Raw genomic sequence first — 24050 nt, forward strand, 5'->3', positions numbered from 1 at the left:
ACCTGCCGTAGACGCTATGTGACCTCATTGTCATCTGAACGAACGATCTGGCTCGTTCAGCGCCCAACCAGATCGCGCACGGTGCTCAGCAAATTGGTGAGATTACCCGTCTTCGGCACGTAGGCATCAAAACCCTGTGCCACAAACTCACCCGGTGTCCTTTCGGTACGGGCGGTGTGGGCAATTATCGGACACGTGACACCCATTGCCCGTAGATCACGCAATACCATTAGACCATCGCGGTCGGCCATACTAATATCGAGAATGATGACATCAGGGGCAAATTCCCGTACCTTCGCCAGCGCCTCAGCACCACTCCCCACCGCAAGCACCTCATGTCGGCCGACATGACGGAGCACACGTTCAAACATCGAACGGGCCGTGTATACATCATCGACAAGTAGAATTCTGGCCATCGTTCCCTGCTCCTTCGCTAGACACCATCATCAATGACAATGAGCCGACTTCATTGACGGCTTTCCAGCACGCTACAACGGCGATTCCCCACCTGCCCGTGTGCGCGGCAATGAGAAGAAAAAGATACTACCCTTCCCCAACTCACTCTCTAGCCACATCCGCCCGCCATGCAATTCGACCAACCAGCGACAGATCGCGAGACCAAGCCCAGTACCGGCGTGCTGGCGGGTATCCGCATGTTCGATCTGCTCAAACTGTTGGAAAATGCGTTCCTGATCCTCTGGTGCAATCCCGATTCCGGTATCACGCACCCACACAATCACCTCATTACTATCGGCGCGGGCACCAACCGCAATTTCACCCGAATGCGTAAACTTACAGGCATTCGAGACCAAATTGAGCAGGACTTGCCGCACCCGCACTTCATCAGCAAACACGGTCGGTAGGGGTTCACAGTATTCACGGCGCAGTTGAATGGGACGGTCGTTGATCAATGCCTGTGCGGTACGTATGGTCTCTTCAAGTAAGGGCAGTAATTGCAGATTTGTCTTATTAAGCTCAAGTTTACCGGCCTCAACTTTCGCCAGATCGAGAATATCGTTGATCAGGCCGAGCAGATGCTGACCACTACGCCGAATTTCAGCAATGTCTTGCAAGATCTGCTCGTCGAGCTTGACATCGCCGTACATTTCAGGATGTTCCAGAATTACCGTACTAAAACCGATAATAATATTGAGCGGAGTACGAAGCTCGTGCGACATTGTCGCCATAAAGTTCGACTTCGAGCGATAGGCTGCCTCAGCCATCGCCCGCGCCTCTTCGAGGGCCAGGGTTGTGCGGTAGAGTTGTTCATTCAAGAAATCACGTTCTAACAACGCTCGCTCCAGGTTTGCTTGTGTCTCGCGCAACAACTGCTCACGCCGTTCTGATTTCTGAGCCGTATCAATAGCCCAGCGTATCGTACCCCGCACTACGTAAGCCGCCGCCCAACTGAGCGTTGCTGCACCCAGTAAAAGTGCGATCTGGAAGAGAAGCTGACCGATAACCTCAAACCAAGTTGGTCGAGGCTGACCGATCAGGTCGGCTGCGAGAATCAGGATCAGATAGAGCAGAATAGCTGCCTGCGCAGCCCGAAACGGTGCCCGCGAAGACACCATAATTCCAGCGGCAAAGACACCAAGGACTGAAAGATACAGGAAGATGTTGTTAACAAAACCAAAAGCAGCACAGCTCAGTACCGGCAAGATTGTTAGAGCGGTTACAAGAACCATACTGGCCTTGTCGTAATCGCCTCTTCGCCGAAAGCGATCACTCACTGCCAGAAAGCCCATCAGCAGCAGAATGATCGCGTAAGGCCAGAAATTACCATCCCACCGGTTAAGGAGCAAGAGACCAATGATAGCCGCTGCCAACGTAGCCAACAAGACCAACATTGGAGGAAGGAGATCAGCGACTAGCCCCTCATCGGGAGTTGCCACCGGCGTGCGGGAAGGGTGGATTGAGCGCGCAACCATTTGTCCTTATCCTTCTGGAAACTCTGTTTTGTTCGTCTATTATATGGCAATCATTGCATTTTGAGAAGGTAGCCTGTGGTTGCGGAGATTGAAAGATTATGAAAAATGCACACGATGTTCAGATTTGTTAGGTAGGAGTTTTCAAAGTTTTCATCTTGCCCGGCAGTGGTGAGAAGAGAGGGAAGAGTCGCGAGGAGTGAGCGGAATGTCCGTAGCGTGGGCGACGGCGCGCTGCGTTCCGCGCCGACAGTAGTCTATAATTAGGCCTCTGGTCGTGCGCTGGTAATTCCTGTGAGCGTATGGTAGGGGCGGGTTTGGAACCCGCCCCTGTAGCGTGCTTCTGAAACGGACGCTGTTCCACCACTGCCATTGCAGGATGCGGGCCTATGGCCCGCGCTTCTAGACGACTGCGCGAGTCGGGTATTCCGATGACGTTTATCGCTTGCAGTACTCCGTTTGTTCGCCGATCAGGAGCCTTCATGATACCATAAGATCTCTGAAATGGGATGATACCGTTTCCAGTAGCTACGTCCCCCGCTTGCGTGATGGGCAGTGGAGGAAAGACAGAGGTCGCCAGCAATCCTGCAGACATAAACCCTCTAAAAATAACGACTGAGATTCTCAAAGATTTGTGCAATGTCGCCAGTATCACCCACTACGACAATAGTACGGCTAAACTCGGCAATAGCATCAAGCACCTGCCGATCCGCATCACTCCCATAGGCAACCGGGAAAATCGAAATGCCACTCTCATCGAACGCATTACGGAGTTGAGCCAAGGACATCTGGCTCGCGTTATCCGCACCATCAGATAGCAACACAATCGCCCGGATTCGGTCATCCTCCGCTGGCGGAAGTTCCTCTAACGTTTGCCGGGCCAGGTCGAGAGCATCGAACAGTGCCGTGCGTCCTGCAGCCCGCATCTCCTGTACTGCCGTTTGCAGCGCAATCCGGTTTTCACTTAACGGCGCCATCGGTACGACCAGCCGCGCCTTTGAGTCAAAGGTGATCAGCCCAAGTCGGTCTTCCGGCAAAATGCGCAGCAAGAAGGTCTCGATACCTGCTTTCACCATCGTCAGCTTGTCACCTTCCATCGAGCCAGAGGTATCGACCACCAGCAGAATATCTGCACGCTTGCGGTTTAGTTTCCACGAGTCTTTAACGGCAACGATTACCTCAGCCGGAGGTACCGCCAACACCGTCTGAATCCCTTGCGGATTAACGCCAAAGGCCGGACTGATCGGGTCGGTGAGTGGAACATTGGGGTTGGCCGGACGAAAGCCATAGGACATCGCCGCCCGTTGGCTCTCTTCGCTGAGCAGAAATTCGTAGAGCCGTTCGGCGGCCGCCCGTTCATCGGCGCTGGCGCTCGCCATTATGATGAATGGGTTATCGTGCCAGAAGGTACCCTCTGCTGGATAGATCGCCACTAACGGCGTCGGTGGTGGATTGAATTTATTGAAGTCGATGAGCGTAATCTCCTCCATCGGGAAAGCCGAGATGTAGCTCATACCAAACTTCTTCATGTTCTCACTGAAGACCAACGTATTGTAACCGTAGTGCTTAATACTCTGTCCGAGCTGACGGATAAAGGCGGTCGCCTGTTCGCTCTGCACATCGGCGACGGTCAACCCATCGCGCTTACCGGTGGCGGCATAGAACTCGGCGATTAAGGTGCTGAGGGCGGTGGTACTGATTTCAGGGTCGGTGTGCCCCCACGAAAAACGCCCCCATTCAGGATGCCCGAAGCGCCCCCAGCCTTGCGGATCGTTGGTCAGTTCGAGCATATCTTTCCAGCCAATGGGTCGATTGGGCCAGCCCATCGCTTCTGCCATCGGTTTCCACATTGCGATAACGACCGGTGTCAGCACGAGAGGCTTATTTGAAACAGCGACATTCTGGTTGCCGGTCTCTTGCTTAAGTACCTCGAGCCAGGTGCTGGCCGATGGACTCCAGACGGTGACGTTCAGCGTACCGTTCTTAATCTCGGTACGGGCAGCCCCCGACGACTTGTTGATCCCTTCTACCACGATGCGCCGATCGTTGACCGTGATTCGTTGCTCGTTGAAGCGGGCAATTTGTTCGGTAAGCCATTTATCTTTTTCTGGACTGTAGGCAATAGTAATCTTGAGCGCATCCGCGTTGCTTAGACCAAAAGGTAAGCGTTCCCCACAACCGCTGAGGAGCGTGAGGAGTAGCATCAGGGTGATACAGAGCCTGAACCATCGAGAAATCATACGGCAACATCCTTTTGATGAACGAATGTACAATTTGATTATACTATGTCAGAATGTACATACCTACGGGAACAACGACGCTCGCCGGAAAACGAATTACCTCCGTTCGCTAGGGCAAAGCAGCGCCTCGCTCCGACGGTCATACTCCTATACCTTGGGAGCGCGTACCAGAGGCCCGCGTTCTTTTTTGTTCGAGTGAAATCTTGTCGAAGCTGTTGTCCGACTGCGCTCGTACCGGTCGATTTACGGTACAGCAATCCCCTCACCTTAATCTATCCGCAGCATGTGTAGAACTGCTTCCCGTACAAACAGTGGTCTTCGTCAGGGATTGTTCTCTCGCCGATTATGCTTATCAATACATTAGAGGTGTACTCCTCAGACAGGTGCGCTTGCTCCGCTGACACCGCAGGATGCGGGCCAGCGGCCCGCGCTCCCAGGGCGACAGGGTGTGTCGGGCGTATGCTGAGGGGCTGGAAGCCGCTTATCACTCGTGGCGCGTTGTTCGTTCACCAGACAGGTGCGCTTCCAACGCGGACACCGCAGGATGCGGGCCAGCGGCCCGCGCTCCCAGGGCGACAGGGTATGTCGGGCGTATGCTGAGGGTCAGCGCTACGCCAGTACCGTGTGAATGGGAGGCTAAAGGTCAGTATGAACGTCTCTGTACAGAGTGGCGGTGCGCTTGAAGTTCCAGACCGACAAAACCCAAATAGCCTAGATACCCGTCATTGCCGTGTCGAGCACTTTCCGGAACACCTCCATATCGCTACGCAAATCGTCTAGCCGTTGTTGAACAGCACCACTGGCTGATGACATCGCTACTGCATCAGCAGTACGCAAACGGATCGTTTCGGCCAAAATAGTATCGAGGCTGGCATCAATATTTGCCAGTTGTGCCTGAATACGATCGAAATAAACCCGCAAATCCTGAAAATGTTTTTGCTGGGTCAGAAGAGCTTGCCGACGCTCTTCAAGTTGTTGACGGGTAAAAGGATCGATGGTTGCACTTATCTGCCAGTTTAGTTGCGTCAGTTGTTGTTCAAGTTTCTGGTAATTATTGTCTTTGAAGTAGCGTTCAATAATCTGTCCCTTATCAGCCAGGTAGTACGCTTCTTCGAGCAAATCACGAGTCTGTGATACAACATTATTGAGAATACCGGTTAATGGCCCTTGAACGCCCGCGACCGCCTGTTCGATCTCCTTTTGTGAGCGTTCAATCTCGCGGATAAGCGCACGCAGCGTTGGGCTGGTAATACGCGGACGCGGCCGAGGCGGGGGCAACGTCAGAAGTGGGTCTTGGGCGGCCATCCACACTGCAACACCGTAAACTATCAAGCCGAGCGGAAGCCACCAGATGGTGATAGTTAAGCCGCCGAATATTGCCGCTACCAGCACGAGCAGGTAGAGAGGTCGTAAGGCTGCTATACGTAAGGCATTCATACATTCTTTCCCGGTACGTAGCGGTTCTAGCCTGATGATTGTCTGTCAGAACCGGTATATCTGCACATCTGCCGCTGTCATTCCACCAACACATATTTTGTTACTGATTGAACACATCCTGCCAGGTTGAAATGAGCGCCTCTACAACCGCTTGCGAAGGGTTCTCGAGTTGTGTCTTTAGATCGAGTTGTAAACCGAGATCACGGTAACGACCAAAAAGCGATTCCTGGTCATTAAGATTGATCGTTACCTGCGGGATAACCGGACGAAAACCATATTCGTGCATCGCAATCGTCTGCTCTGATGGGCTGAGTAAAAAATCACGTAAGCGAAGCGCCGCCGCTCGTTCGGCGCTATCAACCCAAGGCGCCGTCAGAATGGTAAAGGGATGATCACTGAGCAATGTTGTCTCAGGATAGTAGACTCGTACCTCCAAGAAACGTCCTTCGGCCTGACGAAACACCTGCAGCGCGAGACTTTCGTAGGTCGTAATGATGTCATACACGCCGGGCCGAATAACGAAATCGGTTGTCAACGTACCAGTACTATCTGGCCAAGCCGGTACCTTCAGTTGTTGCAACCAATCACGAAACCCAGGGTCGCGTACCCGGCCAACATTCAATTGAGCAGTCTGATGATACTGTGCGGCCAAAACGATTAGCGTCTGCAACCCCCCATTACTTGAGACGGGTGAAGAAATCCCGACCTTCACCGCTTTAGCCTGATCGGGGAGTTCACGCTGCCATAATAACCACGGATTTGTAATTCCGGCGGTTGATTGGGCATCACGCATGAGAGCCACGATTGGCGAGAAGACCAGAGGTGAGACCGAATCGCGCAAGAGATCGGGTCGTATCTGGCGCAGTTCATCAATTTGAATCATACTGGCCGGGCTGATGGCTGTCGGTTGATACCCTTCGCGTTCGATGGCCTCGATCAAGCCACGCGAACCGGCTACCCGGAAGCGAACTTCAATCCGGCGACCGTTGATGTTTGGGTTCGTCTGAGCAAACCGTTCAAGGGCACTCCGAATCCAGGCTTCTTTCTCGGAACTGACAGCCAGTTCGACCCGAATTGGTGGCGCGGCAGCGGCGAGCGGAAATGGAGACCATCCAATTGGGCCAAAAATCACCGTTGTCGTGGCCATCAGAATAGTGGCTAAGAGGTAGATACTAGCAATGACACGGGAGATTCTGAGCATGCACTCCTCGCTCGACTACTGCGGCAGTTCAATGGTTGTATCTTCACCCAACCTCGATAGACGATACCGTGAAACCGGTAGATAGCAGTCTTCCCTATCCGACATCATCGACGTTAGAAAAGCCTAATGAAGCCAGTTCGTCGATTTGTCTAGCTCAACCGATAACATATCAAGTCCTTTTCCATGGTAGCACCTTATCAAAACCAATGTACTACCAACTTGATCAAATCAACGCACCTAATGATACGTAATCAATACCGCTATCGTTTCAGAAAAGAAATTACTATTGTATCGGCGAATTGTGAAAAGTTTAACTTAACCTAACCACCTATTGTGCTTAACTTTCTCTTAATAATTCAATGATGATCGATTAATCTCTGTATACTACGATGACCACACGACTGAAAAGCCAATGTAATGGATTTGTATGGCCACGTACACGCCCAAACAAGAGCAACACCCAAATACGGTACGGCGCGAACACCGCGAATGGTTATTGTTTGCACTTTTCATCGGTCCTAATCTGTTCCTTTTTGCAGTATTCACTTATTGGCCGCTACTCTACAACATCTACCTTAGCATGGTACGTTGGGATTTTCTCCGCCCAACAATGACGTTTGTCGGTCTACAAAACTACATCGATGCGTTTAGCGACCGGCGGTTTTGGAACATTATTTGGCAAACCGCTACGTTCACGATATGTTCGGTTGGATTGACCCTCATTTTAGGATTACTCCTGGCCCTGCTGCTCAATCAACCGCTACGCTACCGAAACACTGCGCGTGCCATCGTCTTTTCACCGGTAGTGATGTCAGGCGCGGTTGTAGCAGTAGTTTGGAGCTATATTTTCGATCCACGCTACGGACTTATCGATCAATTGCTAGGCTTTATCGGTCTTGACTCACCCAACTGGCTGGCCGATCCATTTTGGGCGATGCCGGCGGTGATCATTGTCTACGTATGGAAAAATCTCGGCTACGCTGTTGTTATCTATCTTGCCGGTCTGCAGAATATTCCACGAGAGTTGTACGATGCGGCACGGGTAGACGGCGCCGGCGCATGGGAGCGGTTCTGGAATGTCACGCTCCCCGGCCTCTCGCCAGTTGCCTTCTTCCTCTCAGTGACCAGTGTCCTGACCTGCTTTCAAGCCTTTGACATTATTCGTGTGCTAACCAATGGTGGCCCGGCTGACGCAACGACTACGCTCATCTTTCACCTTTATGAGCTGGGATTTGTCTCTTACGATGCCGGCAAGGCTGGCGTGGTTGCGATTGTCCTATTCCTGATCATGCTCTTCTTGACGATTGTGCAAATCCGGTATATCGAGCGACAAGTAACTTACGGATAAGGCACAGGCATTTGTGATAACAGAGCAGTTTGTGTTGAAACGTGGATAGATATGGCAACGATTAACGAACTTGAGCAGGCGATTAAACCAGTCGTTGTACGCCGTCGACACATCCCGCTTTCGTTGTTGGGATGGCGTATTGCCGGTTATCTTACCCTGATTGTTGCTGTGCTTATCATTGGTCTCCCAGTTTATTGGACGGTGATGGCGTCCTTTAAAGAGACGCGGGAAATCTACTCGCTACCGGTAACGTGGTGGCCGGCCAAACCTACGTTCAACAACTTTTCGGCAGCATGGGAAGCGGCCCCCTTCGGACGATATTACCTGAATAGCTTTATCACCACATTCTTTGGTGCAGGGATTGAAGTGATTCTGGCGCTGTTTTCTGCTTATGCGTTAGCCTATCTGCGTTTTCCGCGCAAAGACCTTGTCTTCCTGCTATTGCTGGCAGCCCTGATGGTACCGACTGAGATTACCATTGTGCCCAATTATCTGACTGTTGCTCGACTCGGATGGATTAATACCTACCAGGGCATCATTATCCCAGGCGCGGCTATTGCTTACGGTACCTTTTTGCTACGCCAGGCATTTATGGCCGTTCCCCACGAAATACTGGAAGCGGCGCATGTTGATGGAGCCGGACATTTGCGCATCTTGTTCAGTGTCGTAGCACCGATAACGCAACCGGCTATCGTCACGATGGCATTGCTATCAATAGTGAGCAAGTGGAATGAATTCCTCTGGCCGCTCATTGTCACGAACACCACCAATATGCGCACACTACCGATTGGTGTCTTCTGGCTACGCAACAGCGAGGGTCTAACCAATTGGGGAGTTGTGATGGCCGGTTCACTATTTCTGATCATACCAGTCTTGATCACCTTCCTCTTCGCCCAGCGCGCCATCGTCGAAGGAATGACTGCCGGTGCGGTGAAGGGTTAGGACGACGGTGGAGTCTCTCTCGTGCCAGGGCATATCGCTCTCGTAATACAGGTAATTCGCAAAACATTTGGTGCATAGCGGTATCCACTCCGTATGCAAATAGATGGTCTTTTCCCCTTCGGTCCAAGTTCTGTGAAAGAAGGAGCAAACATGAAGCGGACATTCACCCGACGCGAATTACTGCGTCTGATGATGGTAGGCGGCGGTGCAGCGGTTTTGGCAGCTTGTGGTGGGCAGAGTGGACAATCAACGAGCCAGCAAACTACTGCACCAGCAGTCGTAAGCCAGCCCGGCTCGAAGGTAAAGATTACCTACTGGGGTTCATTTAGCGGTAATCTGGGAGAAGCCGAGCAGGCGATGGTCAAGGCGTTCAACGAATCTCAGAATGAGGTCGAAGTTGAGTATCAGTTCCAGGGTAACTACGAAGAGACGGCACAGAAGTTCACGGCAGCATTGCAGGCCAATACTACCCCTGATGTCATCTTGCTCTCAGATGTATGGTGGTTCGGCTTCTACCTTGCCGGCGCGATCACAGCACTTGACGATCTGGCCCGTCAGGTTAACCTCGATTTCAACGACTACGAACCGGTTCTGCTCAATGAAGGGGTGCGAAAAGGCGTCCATTACTGGATACCGTTCGCCCGCAGTACTCCCCTCTTCTACTATAACAAGAGCATCTGGGCTGAAGCGGGCTTGCCCGACCGTGCGCCAGAAACATGGGCCGAGTTTTCTGAGTGGGCACCAAAACTGGTAAAGAGCGACGGCAGTCGGGCAGCATTCGGTCATCCCAACGGCGCCAGCTACATTGCCTGGCTCTTTCAGGGTGTGGTCTGGCAATTCGGCGGTCAATACTCTCTCCCCGACTTTACTATGACAATGACCGATCCCAACACGCTTCGTGCAGCCCAGTTCTATCAGGATACGGTTCTCAAAGAGAAATGGGCTGTGTTGTCACCAAATCTGAATCAAGATTTCATTGGTGGCGCGATTGCCTCGATGATGGCATCAACCGGTGCACTGGCCGGCATCCAGGCGAACGCAACCTTCCCGGTTGGCGTTGGTTTCCTACCCCGTGAGACTAACTTTGGTTGTCCGACCGGCGGCGCCGGCCTGGCGATTGTCAGTCGGGCACCCGCCGAGAAGCAACTGGCAGCAATGAAGTACATCGCCTTTGCTACCAATCCGACCAGTGCAGGAGTCTGGGCGCGCAGTACCGGCTACATGCCAGTCCGGATCAGCACCAAGCAAACCCCAGAAATGATCGAGTTCTTCAAGCAGAATCCGAATTTCAAGACCGCCGTCGATCAATTGCCGAAAACCCGTGCCCAGGATGCAGCCCGCGTCTTTGTGCGTAACGGCGACCAGATCATCGGCAAAGGTCTGGAGCGGATTATCGTCAATGGCGAAGCACCAAGCTCAGTGTTTGCCGATGTGAATAATGAACTAACGAAGGCGGCACAACCGATACTTCAAGACCTGAAGGCGGTTGAAGGTTAAGCGCAGGTACTGGCATGTGTAAAGCCATCGTCTAAAATTTTGGGTGGGGCGAACAAACCGACTTCGATACTGTTCGCCCTCACCAGAACCACTTGTTTATTGGTGAATTCACACTTCGCTAAAGACCATCTTCAGGATATTTGGCAGCAAAACGAGTGTGAGATGCTATAACGTATACACCGATCTTAGCCAAAAAGATGACTTCACTGCAAAAAGGTGATCTTTCCACCACAGAGACCACGGAGATCGCAGAGACGAAAGATAATGTTATCTTTCATTGAACATAGGGTTGTGAACATTTTTCTTCCATGCGCCTAATGGCCAAAAATTATCCTTTTATTCATAAACTTTACACGCTCTGTGTACGCTGTGTGCTCCGTAGAGAGTTTTTGCAGTGCAATCAAAGATGGAATATTTCGACAACGGTAGGGCGGGTTTGGAACACTTATTCTGAGGGAGAAGACCTGAACAACGTACATATATGACGCCTTGTACCCAATGACCTAACGCTAATAGGCATCTACGAACTATCGAATCGTCTGGTCGTCATGTTGACCATCACCAATCCTAAAATTGCCGGTTTCGCACCACGCTGGGCCTCATATCGCGGTTTAACCATTCTTTTTGATAATATTGGTTTACGCCGTGACGGACCATGGTTGCGGCTCGATTGCGCGCTAGATGCCATTCCTGAATATACGCTTTATCGCGGTCTGCGCGCCACGATGTGTCAGTTAAATCCCGATCTGCTGTTGCAAAAGTATCTGTTTTGTGCTCTTCCTCCATCGACGTACCATGTCACGTTATGGGATGGGCCAAACGATGGGAATGTGGGGCAGGCATTACCGCACATGCGACAACGGATGGACGATCTCTTGATCGATATTCCCGGTGCGCTCAGCCACGGAAACCTGATTAGCGGGACAATTGCCGGTTCACCGCTTATCCGACGGAAAGGGTGGACAGTCAGCTTTACCGTTCAAAAGTTGGTCATTGTTCATCAGTCTGCGTTAGTGGCTTTGTTAACCCCAACCCCTGACACCACTGACTCGTTTATGACGTTGATCCAATTACGAAGCACCTGGAATGCAATGTTTCGTAATCGGTTTGGCATTGCAGCATACGAACCATATATGCCTCACATTACGTTGGGCTATTTCGCGAATGCAGCGCTGGCCGAAGCAGCGCAAAATGAAATGCTACGATGGGAAGCTGTCGCGCTACAACATACAGCCGGTACAAGTATCACCTTCAAGAGCGCCAGTCTTTACGGAATGCTTGACATGATCACGTTTTTCCGTACCGCACGATGACGGGTAGGCAATGCCGCACCCGTCACAGTCGGATATACCTTCCCCAACCGACACCATAACAGGTAGGGGATAGTGCTGCTGTGCCATCAACGATGCCGCACTGGTGTGAATTGGAGACCCGCTACACAAAAAAAGAGACGTTGTTGTGCAACGTCTCTCGCGGAGGAAGGGGTCACCGGTTCGGTGAAGTCTAGCGAGCCTCACCAGCGGTGACGCCCGTATGCTTACTACTACCCATGGGCATCACCTCCTTCATGCCTGATCGGCTGTTCAATGTGCAAATACTGACATAAGCACTATACCTGAGATTTTCGCCAAAGTCAAGGGCAAAAAAGGCGATCCTAACCAGAGTACATAGAGATCACGGAGAGTTCTACCTGGAATCATCTTGCTCAGTGTGATCCGTAGTGCGTTTTTGTAACGGACGCGAAGGTGGTATAGTATCGTCAGGTTAACTAGTATAGACACGGCACAACAATGGCACCGAAAAAAACATACTACCTCGTCGTGCGTGGGCGCAAGCCTGCTCTCTACAAACAATGGCATGGCGCAGAAGGGGCAGCAGCCCAGGTTGAAGGCTTTCCCAATGCACTATACAAAGGCTTCGCGACGCTTGAGGCTGCGGATGAATGGATTCGTTCACTCACGCCAGGGGATCAGGCGCTGGCGCAACAAATCCTGGCAACGTCAGACATGGTAGCCCGTCCTGACCATTCACAAACACCGGCCAACATCGTCATAATGTACACTGACGGTAGTGCGATTGGGAATCCAGGGCCTGGTGGATACGGGGTTGTGTTACGCTACAACCACCATTACAAAGAGCTTTCCGGTGGGTTTCGCCTGACCACGAACAACCGTATGGAACTTATGGCCTGCATTGTTGGCCTACAGGCGTTAAAACGTCCAATGCAGGTAAAACTCCACAGCGATGCAAAGTATGTTGTCGACGCCATCCGCAATGGCTGGGTGAAGCGTTGGCAGGCCAACAACTGGATGCGCAGCACAACCGAGCCGGCAAAAAATGTCGATCTCTGGGCAGAACTGTTGATGCTCTGTGAACGTCACCAGGTCGAGTTTGTATGGGTTCCCGGTCACAGTGGCGTGCCGGATAACGAACGTTGCCACGAATTGGCTACTGCGGCAGCACAACAACCGGATTTGCCGCCAGATGTTGCATTTGAAGCGCAGCTCCAGGAGGGTGGTTTGGTAGAGTGATGTCGTTCAGGGGAGTTCAAGGCAGGGATGTTCAGTGTTTTCATTGTTTAGAACCTATCCGAAATACCCTGTTGCCGGGGAGGACCGATAGGTTCGTTCGCGAACCACCTTTACAGCAAAGCAGGATACCGCCTGAGTACAGCGCTGCTGCGTCCGTCCATCAGGATGCACTCGTAGAAACAAGGAACGTCATCCAGACAAGCAATATGCCCCGCCTCACACGGTCATTTGGGGAAGCGGATTGCTTCCCCGCTTTCCCCATCGTGCTTTATCCCCCGGTTGGGAGCGTAAGGCGATTGGGCATCTACCCCTCTCAATCTGTGTTCACAGACACTAGTGTCCTGGATCGGTGAGGGCAAAGAGCAATTCTGCCTCACAAGCCAGTTGATCGGCGACTGTGGCACGAGCCTGACCTTTACCAATTCCTCGCCGCATCTTTTCAAGTTGTACCTCGAGGCGCAGCGTATCGCCGGGGCGCACCACCCGCTTAAAACGCACGCCATCAATACCGGCAAAAAGAACCAGCTTACCGGCATGCTCAGGCAGACTCAGCGCAGCAACTGCACCGGTTTGCGCCAGCGCTTCGAGCATCAACACACCAGGCATGATTGGATTACCGGGAAAATGCCCTTGAAAATACGGCTCGTTGGCCGAAACCAGTTTTTCGCCTACAGCACGCACACCAGGCTCCAGTTCGACAATCCGATCAACGAGCAGAAATGGGTAACGATGAGGAATGAGGGCCATAATTTCCTGAATCGACAACATACATGCTCCTCGTTTGTAACTCAGCGTCTTGGTGAGGCCACTACGATCAAGCGCGGACTGGCAGACGTATACGGTTCGAGATCGTAATTCCCATAAACGGCGCGTAGGGTAAACCCGGCCCGCGCCAGCAGATGCTCTAACTCGAAGCGGTAGAGCCAACGCATTGTAAATTGCATAGTTCGTCGAGTAAGTGAACCGTCGGCGGCTGTTTCGTCATAGATAAACGTAACGTGGCTGATTTGCTCGGCAGGGTCACTCTCGATCATCACAAACTTTTGTACATAGCGACCATCGAGTTCGTAACTACGCTCAAGCTGCATGCGACCATCTTCGCGGGTAATCACCAGCGGATCGGGGTTGAAGAGGTCGATAATCAAGGTTCCCCGCCGTGTCAACGCCCGCCGCACAACCGCTAGAGTAGCCAGTTGATCTTCGACAGTTGTTAAGTGCATAAACGAATTGACAGCCACAAACGCCAGTGAAAAATGATTTTCGGGTAAAGAAACGCTGCGCACATCAGCTTCAATCAGCGTTACCCGTTCGATAACATTCTCAGCAACCAACCGTTCACGAGCCAGGGCCAGCATTGCTGGCGAGAGATCGACACCGGTTATACGATGGCCGGCGCTGGCCAATGGGAGCAAGACTCGACCGGTACCACACATCAATTCCAGGATTGGATCACCGGTACGGCGCGCCCATTCACGGTAGAAGGGTATGTCATCGTGAAAATGTCGAAAGTCGGCATCGTAGTAGCGAGCAAACGGATCATAGAGATGCATGAGCTTCAGCCTGAAGTGTATCACAGACGTGTCGCACAGACCCATGCGACTGTACATCAGCCGCAGGAATTCACCATTCGCGTAGGCCATTTCACGCCGAGCGACCGGTGGAATAGCACGCTGAATAAGATCTGAACAAGGTAACGAACATCAATCCCAGATTAGAGACGAGCATCGCGCCAAAAATGATACAGTCTTCACGGGTTCAACAGTAAGAAGAGTACACCGAAGGTAAACAACATCAGTATCAAACCCAGAATACCAACGAGTAGGATGCGTGGATCGATGATCGGCTCGAAGCGAGGAGCACCGGGCAGTTGCGTCTTTGACAGCGGTATGCGGGGCGGCTCAGGTGGTGGCGGCGGTACCCGAAAGACATCTTCTGGCGTCAACGTCGGTATACGCGACAGGTCGTCTGGCTTAGGCACCGACAATGTGTCACGAGCCTCGCCAAAACGCCGGAGCGCCCCAAACAGACTACTACCAATTGAAATAACGACGATAAGCACGATAATGGCAATCAGCAATTCTGCGGTGCCAATCGGTCTTCCAATCTGCAGACTCAACCAACGCGCCAGCGGTGGTAGAATAGATGGGGCGAGGACGAAAAGCATAAATACGAGCCAGCCTACCCAGCCCGAACCACGACGACGCTCTTCCATAGCTTCCCCTTTCTCACGAACCGGTAACCGGCGCTGCACGCACAATCAGGCGATGAGAGTAAACACCGATGGGAACACACGTTATCAAGGTCAGTGTCTCACGACTGGTTGGTGCTAACACCCAGGTTTCATCAGGGAGAACGGTGAGGACTTCGCGAACCTCATAGCGCCGATCAACCCCGTTGACCGTGACTAAGACCTCATCCCCAACGGCAATTGCCGGTAACCGATTGAAGATAATACCACGGTAGCCAACATGACCGGCAATGACGATATTGCCAGCAGTACCGGGATAGCCACTGATAGGCCAGTAATGAACCGCAGTATAGCGCGGAACATCCCAGGCGCCAAATGAAAATCCGGCACTAACGACTTCGGTATCAACTTCGATGCGAGGTACCCGCACGCGGGTTGGGCGGATTCTGGCCCACGCAGCGTCAGGTGTGTTCACCGCTTGCAGTGCCCACTCAGGTACCGGATGAGCAGCCAGCCAGATGCGCCCCAAATGACCGAGTAAGACCTGATAGCGCGGCGGATTTTGTGGATGCCATTCAAAACGGGCACGTTCAAAGAATTGAACTAGACGCTGCTGGCCGCTTTCGTCGGTAAATTCAAACGGTTCAGAGAGTGGAAAACCAAAGGTTGGCAAACCGCCGTTCGCCCACCAGAATGATCGAAAGGCACTACTCAGACTATGGCCGGTTTCAGGGAAAAAGTCAGCATCGGCGGGCGGAGCAGCGAGCGGTGCAAACGCCGGATGGTCGGCCCAGGCAGTGGCCGCCCATCGGCCAAGATGACCTACCTGCACTAACGCCAACTCCGCATGCCATTCAAAACGAGCACGCTCGAAGTACTGAACCGGACGGCCATCCTCGATGAATACCTCAGTCAACGGATAGCCGAAAATCGGTAAGCCACCTTGCCGGTCATAAAATTCACGAAACACATACGCCAACGTATGACCGGTTTCGCGGAAAAGGATCGGCGTTCCGGCAATCGTGTTAGCTGCCACTGATAGCGGTGAAAGGGCTAGTACCACCAGCAAAAAGACCAATAACTGCCGCATGATTGTATTGTAGCGCATCATAGACTGTATCCAGCGTCTCGTTTGTTTCTCGACGTTCACAGATAGCATACCAGATGTAGGATGAAAGATCACAGCGCACGAAAGCGCAACTACAGACATAAGGCATTGAAGGGCGGTTCAGTAACCGCCCTTCCCACTGTAGTGAACTCATTGGCGTTATTCGCTCTAAGATGCGTGGTATTTGTTTGTGACGCACTATCTGTTTGACTTCCCACTGTAGTGAACTCGTTGGCGTTATTTGCTCTCTCCATACCTGGCTCCGATCTGGCCGCATCCAACCTTGATTCGGATCGTCTACGATCATCGACCGCATCCGAACTCATTTCACGGTATATCAAGGGTATTGGCAGCCAGTGAGAGTAATAGGAGTGCTTGCATCCCGCGACCAAGGTTCATCGGCAAAATATACTCATCAGTACGATGCGCATTGCCACCGTCGGTCAGACCAACGCATATCGCCGGAATACCCAGACTCAGTGGAATATTGGCATCAGTACTACTTTGCTGAAAAGAGATCTGCGCACCAACCATCTGATAGGCTGCAACCGCCGCCTGCACGAGTGGATGCTCACGTGGAATAGCTCCTGACGGACGATCTCCTACCTTGATAATCTGCACATGTACTTCTGGTTGATCAAGAGTCGCTTCTTCAACCAGTCGGTACACTTCGCTTACCAGATCGCTCAGCACTGCCGAGGACACCGATCGCAAGTCAAGGAGCATGCTGGCATGGTGGGCAATGGTGTTCACCGATGTACCACCACTAATCATACCGATATTGAAGGTCGTGCGGGGTGACACCGGTACCTGGAGTTCGGTTAAACGAGCGGCCAGACGTACCAGAATGTGAATAGCGCTCGGTGTCCCAAAGTTCCCCCAAGAGTGACCACCAGGGCCATTTGCTTCGATCCGGAAGCGACGCACACCGATTGCCTGGTGATGGAGAGAACCAAAATCACATCCTTCAATAACAATAACACCGCCGATACGTGTCCGTAAACGTTCGACAACTGCCCGCATTCCTCGCAGATCGCCTAAACCCTCTTCACCCACGTTAGCAACGAACCAGATGTCGCCCTGCGTCGGGAGATCACAGCGTTGATATATTTCAGCCAGGCGCAGCAGACCGGCAACCCCCACACTATTGTCGCCAATACCGGGGCCGTACACTCGTTCTCCCTCATAACGAATTGAAAGGTCGGTATCAGCCGGAAAAACTGTATCGAGATGGGCAGAAATGAGGAGAGCCGGACGTTCAGCAATACCAGGACGCCGACCGTAGACATTCCCTAATTCGTCGATCTCGACGTCGTGCAGACCGAGTGCTTGCATTCGCTGACTGACTAATACTGATCGTGGCCGTTCAGCAAAGGTCGGTGCCGGTACTTGTTGAATTTCAATTGCCGTAGCCAGGGTCGGTCGATAGTCGGCAAGGTCGGCCAGAGCAGCCCGCACAGCGGGGTGAGCATACCATTGCTGAACGACAGTTTTCATCGACGGTTCCTTCTGTCTGGTGGCAACCGACGCCAATGCCGGCATAGCGTCCGGTGAATTGTATGCGATGGAGGGTGTCTACAACACGCTCCCGATTGCCACAGAGTACAAGTCTCTAGCCCGTACATTGATACGAGCAAACAGAAATTTACCTAACTACGCGCCGCGGCGCATGTTTGTGAACAGGACTAACTAGCGGTAGTTCAACATTTTTATTCAGCGAAAAGTCTATCATGGAAGACCATTAACCGCAAGGAATGACCCATTATCAATTGGCGAAGCCAGTCAGAGCATTTGCCAGCCATATCAAGTCGTGGCATACTGACGCCTGAGAAAGAGAAGTGTATAGCAATAAGGAGCGTTTATGTCGCTGTTGCCAACTGCAACTGTTGCGACCATTGCCCATCATGTTGGTCAGCGTGTTACACTGGCCGGTTGGGTATATCACAAAACGGAAAAAGGGAAACTCATTTTCATTCTCTTGCGTGATGGAAGCGGGATCATTCAGTGTGTAACGTTCAAGAAGAACGTCAGCGAAGCAACCTTTGCAACAGCACAGGCCCTTACCCAAGAGAGTTCTTGTCGCATTACGGGCAACGTGCGCGCTGACGAGCGGGCACCGGGTGGTTACGAACTCGATGTCGAGGAGATCGAACTCATTGGCCCTAGCCACGAGTATCCGATTACGCCCAAAGAGCATGGTATTGAATTTCTGATGGCCCATCGCCACCTGTGGGTACGATCCTCAAAACAGCACGCCATCTTGCGCATCCGGGCTGAGGTGATAGCGGCTGCCCAGGAGTGGCTTAATGCGCAGGGGTTTGTCCGGTTCGACACGCCGATCCTGACTGCAACGGCGGCAGAAGGGACAACAAATCTGTTCGCAACCGATTATTTCGATCTAGGGAAGGCGTACCTTGCGCAAACCGGACAACTCTATGTTGAAGCCGGGATGATGGCCTTTGGGCGCGTGTATTGCTTTGGGCCAACATTCCGAGCTGAGAAGAGTAAAACCCGTCGTCACCTTACCGAATTCTGGATGATCGAACCAGAAGTTGCCTTTGCCGATCATGAAGACAACATGCGACTTCAAGAGCAATTTGTCAGCGCGATTGTCGCTCGCGTGCTCGAACGTCGGCGTGACGACTTACAGACGCTTGAACGAGATACAACGCTGCTCGAACGGGTCACCCCGCCGTTCCCGCGCATCACCTACGATCAGGCCATCGAACTCATCGCCGCTCACCAGGGAGAGGTCGAGGGGGCCGATCCACTGCCGTGGGGAGAGGACTTTGGCGCACCGCACGAAACGTTAATTGCCTCGAAGTTTGATCGTCCGGTGTTCGTTGAACGCTTCCCATCAGCGGTAAAAGCCTTCTACATGCAGCCTGATCCCAACCGCCCCGAAGTAGCGTTGTGTGCCGATTTGTTAGCACCTGAGGGATACGGCGAGATCATCGGCGGTTCACAACGGATTCATGATCCAGTCTTGCTCGAGCAACGGATCCGCGAGCACGGCTTACGGGTCGAAGACTACGAATGGTACCTTGATCTTCGTCGTTATGGCACTGTTCCTCACAGCGGTTTCGGAATGGGAATTGAACGGGTAGTGGCCTGGATCACTGGTACGCGGCATATCCGCGAGACGATTCCGTTCCCACGTCAGTTGTACCGGATATATCCATAGGGGTAGTAGTGATTGCGGCGTGGGGCTATCCCACGCCGCACTTGTTTAGATATTACTGCCGCACGACCATCCGCCGCACTTGTTCGGCTGCACGTTGGGCGGTGGTCAGATATGCGGCGTACACACCAGCCCGATTGAAAGCAAGGGGCGTTGCAATTCCAACTGCCAGCAAGGCCGGCACCCAGAAGAGAACGAAGAACTGAGCCAGCCAGGCGCAGATCAACCCAGCACCAACGAGCGTGTTGAGCAGGGCAGTGCTACCACGCTGTGTATAGCCATAGCCCAACAGTTCCCGCAGATTGGCGATCAAGAGCAGGATACCGGCGAAAGCGCCAAAATGCATTGTCAGACCAATGTTAAAAAATCGCAGGAGCAAGTAGACCAGTAATCCAAAAATGATCACTCCGGCAATGACCAGGTATATTGGCTTAACCGGGTAACCGCCAATCAGTACATACGAGCGGCGCGAGCCATTGTTGTAGTTCCCGTACATCGTCGTATCCTTTCGCAGTTGTCATAACCATTTCCGCTATCGGTACGACGTTTACGTATCGATAAAAGTTGCACCCTCATTCATCAAATACGGCACGTACTCGGAACATACCATCCTGCTGATCAGGAGCATTGGCCAGTGCTTGCTCCTGGGTCAGCATTTCGCCCACCACATCGGGGCGCCAGACCGTCGTTAAACCGGTTACTTGAGCCGTTGGCGGAACATTACTGACATCAACTTCCTGCAACATAGCGATATAGTCAAGGATTGCCGAAAGCTGTGCCTGCATCACCGCGATCTCCTCATCGGAGAGGGCAAGGCGAGCGAGACGGGCAACATGGCGAACTTCAGCTTCTGAGATTGCCATGGGAATCGCTCCTGTCAATGATTAAATAATTTCTGATCCCTTACGAAACTTTGAACTGCGGGTCGCACCAATCAGTATCTGGCGGGTGTACAAAAGTCGCTGTACAGCGGTAATATGAGATGCAATGCCGACGGCAATAACAGCCCATTCGAGAATGGGCAATTCCGGCAAGAGTGGCATCAGCAACAAACCAATCAGCAGCAAGCCAAGTTTCTCCTGTCGGCCGGCGAAACCAACGTTGCAAGACGCCAGTTTACCGGTGGCCTCGGCCCTGGCACGGACATAACTGGCCATCACCATCCCGAAGATGGCGAAGAGTGACCAGATCGGTGCTACTGCCCCCGAAAGCATCACTCCGCCAATAACGAAGGCTTCTGCATACCGATCGGTAACGTGGTCAAGCACAGTACCATATTCACTGGCCGTACCACTGGCACGTGCGGTAGCGCCGTCTAATACATCAGCAAAACCCATAAGTAATATAAAAACAACCCCCCACAGAAACGCCCGTTGAGACAACAGGTAACCGGCTAAGAGGCTAAAAAACAGGCTCAGGTAGGTCAAAGCGTTAGGATGGATGCCCAGCCGCGAGCAAACATGACCGAGCGGAAGTGAGGCCTGTTCATAAAGCTGACGAAAACGAGCAAGCAATGGCATCATTGACGTTCATCCTTCTCGTAATTGCACTGACACGAGCGACAGAAGTATCACGTTATCTTATTGCTGTAATAAGACCTTCACCCGTCGTTCAACTTCTTGCAGGGTAATCGGTGCATCGGGACCAGTATACTCGATCCAGATCGAGGCTGTAGCTGCGCCGGTGCAACCGGCACGGAAAAGGTCGTCTGGATCGGTCAGATACGCATGGAGAAAGCCGGCCATGTAGGTATCACCGGCGCCGGTCGGATCACGCGCTTCAGTTGCATACGCTGGTACCGAGATTGATCGTTTCCCATCATCAATATGAGAACCAGCTTCGGCAATCGTAACAATCGCAATTGCGCAACCGGTCTCGTGCAAGCGTCGTGCGGCCATAACCGGATCGATCCGCGGATCGATGCCGGTTATCACTTTGGTTTCAACTTCGTTCGCTTTAATGACATGGCAGAGAGGAGCAATGGACGCGAACTCCGCCGGCAAAAAATGTTCGATGCGTCCATCAGCACCGAAGCGGCGTAGGAGTCCTTGGGGATCAAGGAAAATTGGAGCGTCGGTACGATCCCGAATGGTGCGGATCAGGTCAAGCGGTGTCTCTTGGAGAATGGGTCCAACGATAACAGCGACAGCCGACTCGACAATATCAGGGACGATCTGGATCGGTTCAGCAACACCGAGGATATCGAGCGTGCGATCGCCTCTGGCATCGTACACCAGCTTAAAGCCACCGGTCTGGCCTGAGAGGGTCACAAATGGGGTAATACCATACCGAACCAGATCAGACTGAAACCGGTCTGCATAATCAGGCCCAACCCGTCCAACAAGAGCCGTCGTTCGGCCCAACCGGCTAAGAGCAAGACATGCGTTGGTTGAGCAGCCGGAGAGAACACGTCCATCAGTACGTACCACCGGCGTAATGATCTCGTCGTATACTGGATTTCCAAAAGCCACAATTGTTGTCATGCGATCACCAATTAATACTTTCCAGACAAGCGATCATACAATCCCTGTAACTGTTCTTCATCATAGAGGGTAATGGTTACTCTGATGGTCTGACCACTGCGTGTAATCTGAACCGGTGTTTGCAACAACTCTTCAAACATCTGCTGCGCCATTTGATCTTCAGCGGAGCGATTCCCGCCGCTCTGTTTTCGATCTGAAACCGAGCGTGAAATGGCTGATTCAGCTCCTGTTTTCTCTGTAGAGGACAACACTCGAGCAAGGGCAGTTGATAGATCGGCCCCGGCCACGAGTGCAGTACACATTTGTTCGGTCGCCAACGAATCGAGGTGGTGTTTCACCACAGCCTCGCAGGCAGCGGCCTGAGTATGCGGATCAGATATTTGTATGAGAGCGAGCGCACGTGTCGGATCAATCTGACCAGTGCAGAGAGCGTGGCGCACGGGAGCTGTCAAGCCGGGATGCGCAGCAATCTCAGTGAGACGTTCGACCTCCCGTACATTCAATTCGTGCTCTTTAATCAGCTCTAACGCGGCTTGTTGGTCAATAGGGTCCTCGATGCGGAGCAATGCTCGTCCGTGGCCAGCGCTGATCGCGCCATCGAGTAACGCCTGCCGCACTTGTGGCGTAAGGCGAAGGAGGCGTCGGCTATTCACAATCGCAACCCGGCTCTTTCCCACTCGGCGGGCAATTTCTTCATCGCTCAAGCCAAACTCCTGGCGTAATGTTTCGTAGGCCTGTGCTTCTTCGATCGGATTAAGATCGGCGCGTTGAACATTTTCCACCAAAGCCAGCTCAAGAAACTGTTGCGGTGTTGCATGTTTGACAATCGCTGGCACGGTGGTTAAGCCAGCAATACGTGCGGCCCGTAATCTCCGTTCCCCGGCGATTAGCTCGTAGCCCCCTTCCGGGTCTTCACTCACGATCAACGGTTGGAGAATGCCATGGGTCTGGATGGAAGTCACCAGTTCAGCGAGTGCCGTCTCATCGAACGACGTGCGGGGCTGGGCACGATTGGCTCTGATAGCAGCAACCGGCACTTCGCGCACCGGTAGCTGTTCAGCCGAAGCGGGTGGAATCAGTGCATCCAGACCACTTCCCAATCCCCGTTTTCTCATAAGATGCGCTCCTCTCGTCCGATCAGTTCTTCAGTCAACAGGGCGTAGGCTTGGGTGCCCCGACCGTTTGGTTCATACTCATAAGCCATGCGGCCATGACTAGGGGCTTCGCTCAATCGCACACTGCGTGGGATCAGGGTTCGGCAGATCAGGCGAGGAAAGTAACGTTGAACCTCATCAACCACCTGTTGCGCCAGATTGGTCCGCCCATCGTACATAGTCATGACAACGCCGATAATACGGAGGGTCGGGTTCAGGCTTTCCCGCACCCGCTCTAATGTCTGTTTGAGCTGTGCCAATCCTTCCAGTGCGAGATATTCACACTGCAACGGAATGAGAACGGCGTTAGCAGCACAGAGAGCATTGAGGGTGAGTAGACCTAGCGAGGGTGGACAATCGATAATGATCCAGTCGTATCGAGGCAACAGGTTCACCAGCCCATCGCGTAATCGCCACTCACGCCGCGCTACATCAACCAGTTCAATCGACGCACCGGCCAGTTCCTGATCGGCCGGAATGATGTCAAGGCGATCCCGGCCACTCGGTTGCGGGATTGTTTCTGGCGGCGCCCCACCGAGCAGCAGATCGTAGCTGGTAACGGTCAACGAAGCTTTCGCGATACCAAGACTGGTTGTGGCATTCCCCTGCGGATCGATATCTACCAGCAAGACCCGTCGCCCGCGACGTGCAAGCTCACCGGCAACATTAACAGCAGTCGTTGTTTTGCCAACCCCACCTTTCTGGTTGGCAACCGCCATAATGTGAGGTTGTGTTGATTGCTGTTTCACGTGAAACACCTGCATCGCGCAGCTACTCTCAATGCTATTGTACCATAGGCGAGGAAAAGAATA

The 24050-nt window shown here is 52.6% G+C and carries 22 protein-coding genes; 6 read left to right on the forward strand and 16 right to left on the reverse strand.

What is annotated here, in order from left to right; translation table 11 throughout:
* Positions 1 to 56 precede the first annotated feature (56 nt).
* The 5 genes from QTO31_RS04960 to QTO31_RS04980 all read right to left on the reverse strand — a co-directional run bounded on the left by QTO31_RS04960 (position 57) and on the right by QTO31_RS04980 (position 6806).
* Positions 57 to 416: a response regulator gene (locus tag QTO31_RS04960; RefSeq protein ID WP_031458916.1), complete on the reverse strand. Its 360-nt coding sequence runs from the start codon at positions 414 to 416 to the stop codon at positions 57 to 59.
* Between the two features lie 72 nt (positions 417 to 488).
* Entirely contained in the window at positions 489 to 1931 is a 1443-nt protein-coding gene (locus tag QTO31_RS04965) for a sensor histidine kinase (protein WP_301428315.1), read from the reverse strand.
* Between the two features lie 599 nt (positions 1932 to 2530).
* Positions 2531 to 4168 carry a VWA domain-containing protein gene (locus QTO31_RS04970; RefSeq protein ID WP_301428316.1) on the reverse strand — a complete coding sequence of 546 codons (1638 nt, stop codon included), beginning with the start codon at positions 4166 to 4168 and terminating at the stop codon, positions 2531 to 2533.
* 711 nt (positions 4169 to 4879) lie between these two features.
* Positions 4880 to 5605 carry a hypothetical protein gene (locus tag QTO31_RS04975; RefSeq protein ID WP_301428317.1) on the reverse strand — a complete coding sequence of 242 codons (726 nt, stop codon included), beginning with the start codon at positions 5603 to 5605 and terminating at the stop codon, positions 4880 to 4882.
* 100 nt (positions 5606 to 5705) lie between these two features.
* Positions 5706 to 6806: a substrate-binding domain-containing protein gene (locus QTO31_RS04980; protein WP_301428318.1), complete on the reverse strand. Its 1101-nt coding sequence runs from the start codon at positions 6804 to 6806 to the stop codon at positions 5706 to 5708.
* Positions 6807 to 7233: 427 nt separating this feature from the next.
* Between QTO31_RS04980 and QTO31_RS04985 the strand changes: the two genes are divergently transcribed.
* From QTO31_RS04985 to rnhA, 5 genes are all read left to right on the forward strand, one after another.
* Complete coding sequence (locus QTO31_RS04985) at positions 7234 to 8154, forward strand: carbohydrate ABC transporter permease (RefSeq protein WP_301428319.1); 921 nt, start codon at positions 7234 to 7236, stop codon at positions 8152 to 8154.
* Between the two features lie 51 nt (positions 8155 to 8205).
* Positions 8206 to 9096: a carbohydrate ABC transporter permease gene (locus QTO31_RS04990; RefSeq protein ID WP_301428320.1), complete on the forward strand. Its 891-nt coding sequence runs from the start codon at positions 8206 to 8208 to the stop codon at positions 9094 to 9096.
* 150 nt (positions 9097 to 9246) lie between these two features.
* The gene (locus QTO31_RS04995; protein ID WP_031458909.1) at positions 9247 to 10593 is read left to right on the forward strand and encodes an ABC transporter substrate-binding protein; all 1347 of its coding nucleotides are present in this window, start codon (positions 9247 to 9249) and stop codon (positions 10591 to 10593) included.
* 548 nt (positions 10594 to 11141) lie between these two features.
* Positions 11142 to 11906: a hypothetical protein gene (locus QTO31_RS05000; protein ID WP_031458908.1), complete on the forward strand. Its 765-nt coding sequence runs from the start codon at positions 11142 to 11144 to the stop codon at positions 11904 to 11906.
* Between the two features lie 477 nt (positions 11907 to 12383).
* On the forward strand, positions 12384 to 13124 hold the full coding sequence (rnhA, locus tag QTO31_RS05005) for a ribonuclease HI (protein ID WP_301428321.1): 741 nt from the start codon (positions 12384 to 12386) through the stop codon (positions 13122 to 13124).
* A gap of 333 nt (positions 13125 to 13457) precedes the next feature.
* Here rnhA and fabZ read toward each other — a convergent pair whose 3' ends face one another.
* The 5 genes from fabZ to QTO31_RS05030 form a co-directional block, all read right to left on the reverse strand.
* Positions 13458 to 13892 (reverse strand): 3-hydroxyacyl-ACP dehydratase FabZ, encoded by a 435-nt coding sequence (gene fabZ, locus QTO31_RS05010; protein ID WP_031458906.1) that lies wholly within the window; start codon positions 13890 to 13892, stop codon positions 13458 to 13460.
* A 20-nt stretch (positions 13893 to 13912) separates the two neighbouring features.
* Entirely contained in the window at positions 13913 to 14674 is a 762-nt protein-coding gene (locus tag QTO31_RS05015; RefSeq protein ID WP_301428323.1) for a class I SAM-dependent methyltransferase, read from the reverse strand.
* A 197-nt stretch (positions 14675 to 14871) separates the two neighbouring features.
* On the reverse strand, positions 14872 to 15336 hold the full coding sequence (locus QTO31_RS05020) for a hypothetical protein (protein ID WP_031458904.1): 465 nt from the start codon (positions 15334 to 15336) through the stop codon (positions 14872 to 14874).
* Between the two features lie 13 nt (positions 15337 to 15349).
* On the reverse strand, positions 15350 to 16423 hold the full coding sequence (locus tag QTO31_RS05025) for a sortase (protein ID WP_301428325.1): 1074 nt from the start codon (positions 16421 to 16423) through the stop codon (positions 15350 to 15352).
* Positions 16424 to 16747: 324 nt separating this feature from the next.
* On the reverse strand, positions 16748 to 17917 hold the full coding sequence (locus QTO31_RS05030) for a M20/M25/M40 family metallo-hydrolase (RefSeq protein ID WP_301428327.1): 1170 nt from the start codon (positions 17915 to 17917) through the stop codon (positions 16748 to 16750).
* Between the two features lie 364 nt (positions 17918 to 18281).
* On the opposite strand from QTO31_RS05030, the gene asnS reads away from it, so the two are divergent.
* Positions 18282 to 19604: an asparagine--tRNA ligase gene (gene asnS / locus QTO31_RS05035; protein WP_031458901.1), complete on the forward strand. Its 1323-nt coding sequence runs from the start codon at positions 18282 to 18284 to the stop codon at positions 19602 to 19604.
* 52 nt (positions 19605 to 19656) lie between these two features.
* Here asnS and QTO31_RS05040 read toward each other — a convergent pair whose 3' ends face one another.
* The 6 genes from QTO31_RS05040 to QTO31_RS05065 form a co-directional block, all read right to left on the reverse strand.
* Positions 19657 to 20097: a hypothetical protein gene (locus QTO31_RS05040; RefSeq protein WP_301428328.1), complete on the reverse strand. Its 441-nt coding sequence runs from the start codon at positions 20095 to 20097 to the stop codon at positions 19657 to 19659.
* 76 nt (positions 20098 to 20173) lie between these two features.
* Positions 20174 to 20464: an Asp-tRNA(Asn)/Glu-tRNA(Gln) amidotransferase subunit GatC gene (gene gatC / locus QTO31_RS05045; protein ID WP_028458223.1), complete on the reverse strand. Its 291-nt coding sequence runs from the start codon at positions 20462 to 20464 to the stop codon at positions 20174 to 20176.
* A 21-nt stretch (positions 20465 to 20485) separates the two neighbouring features.
* A complete protein-coding gene (locus tag QTO31_RS05050) occupies positions 20486 to 21124 on the reverse strand; it encodes a CDP-alcohol phosphatidyltransferase family protein (RefSeq protein ID WP_301428329.1) in 639 nt (212 codons plus the stop codon).
* A 57-nt stretch (positions 21125 to 21181) separates the two neighbouring features.
* A complete protein-coding gene (locus QTO31_RS05055; RefSeq protein ID WP_301428330.1) occupies positions 21182 to 22084 on the reverse strand; it encodes a PfkB family carbohydrate kinase in 903 nt (300 codons plus the stop codon).
* Positions 22085 to 22095: 11 nt separating this feature from the next.
* Complete coding sequence (locus tag QTO31_RS05060; protein ID WP_301428331.1) at positions 22096 to 23199, reverse strand: ParB/RepB/Spo0J family partition protein; 1104 nt, start codon at positions 23197 to 23199, stop codon at positions 22096 to 22098.
* Positions 23196 to 24002: a ParA family protein gene (locus QTO31_RS05065; RefSeq protein WP_301428332.1), complete on the reverse strand. Its 807-nt coding sequence runs from the start codon at positions 24000 to 24002 to the stop codon at positions 23196 to 23198. Before QTO31_RS05065 ends, QTO31_RS05060 begins: the two co-directional genes overlap by 4 nt.
* Between the last annotated feature and the right edge of the window lie 48 nt (positions 24003 to 24050).

The sequence above is a fragment of the Chloroflexus sp. MS-CIW-1 genome (genome assembly GCF_030444705.1).
Classification (GTDB): Bacteria; Chloroflexota; Chloroflexia; order Chloroflexales; family Chloroflexaceae; genus Chloroflexus.